At 64.9% G+C, this 806-nt stretch carries 1 protein-coding gene; it reads right to left on the reverse strand.

Going from position 1 to position 806, the window contains the following annotated elements; translation table 11 throughout:
- Positions 1 to 139: 139 nt before the first annotated feature.
- Positions 140 to 697: an invasion associated locus B family protein gene (locus EN879_RS37655; protein WP_013529840.1), complete on the reverse strand. Its 558-nt coding sequence runs from the start codon at positions 695 to 697 to the stop codon at positions 140 to 142.
- Positions 698 to 806: the final 109 nt, after the last annotated feature.

Raw genomic sequence — 806 nt, forward strand, 5'->3', positions numbered from 1 at the left:
GACCAATCCCGGAAGTGAATATCCGGCGGCGCGGGGCCAGGGCTTTGGGGGCTGGGCCCGCCTCTGCCGATCCGCCTCGACGCTCGGAGTGCGTTTGGCGGACGTGAACTGGTCCTGCTGGCTCATGGTGGCGCCTCGGTTATTTGAGTGGTGAAAGGGCGTCTGACAGCCCCTTGAGCGTTGCGGTAACGGTGATCGTCTGCCCGTCGACCGTCGAGTAGGAGATCGCCGGCGTCGCGTTCTGCGATATCTGCCGGCGCATGACGGGGCCGACCGGCAACATGCCGACACAGACCATTTCGTTGCAGCCGTTCAGCTGCACGTCGATCGGCTGCTTCTGTCCATCGAATTTCACGGACACCAGGCCATCGCTCCTGGCGTTCGGGGCGGTGCGCAGGATCATGTACGGCTTGCCGTCCTGGGTGGCGGCAAGCGACCAGCTGAAGGCCATCTTGCCGGACGCGTCCTCGATGATCTGCGAGACGTTGCAGACCTTCTTGCGGGCTTTGAGGTTCTCGTCGCAGATCAGCGTCCAGTTGTCGAATGGGCGTATGGTGCGCTGGTAGTCTCCGAGCTTCACCTCGGGCGGGAGCACCACGTCCGAAGGCTTGATCCTGTAGGTCGACGCGACCTGCCCGGCGGCCGGCACGAGGCCGCCGCAAAGCGCCAGGCAGGTCAGGGCAACAAGTCCTTTCATCCCTGCCTCAGTTCAAGGTGAAGCTGATGCCGGCGCCGACGCCGACATGCCCACCCGCTGCCGTGCCCGACAGATTGCCGCGGATGCGGCCGTCCTCGCTGGTGTAGCC

This window comes from Mesorhizobium sp. M7A.F.Ca.AU.002.02.1.1, assembly GCF_003998535.1.
Lineage (GTDB): Bacteria > Pseudomonadota > Alphaproteobacteria > Rhizobiales > Rhizobiaceae > Mesorhizobium > Mesorhizobium ciceri.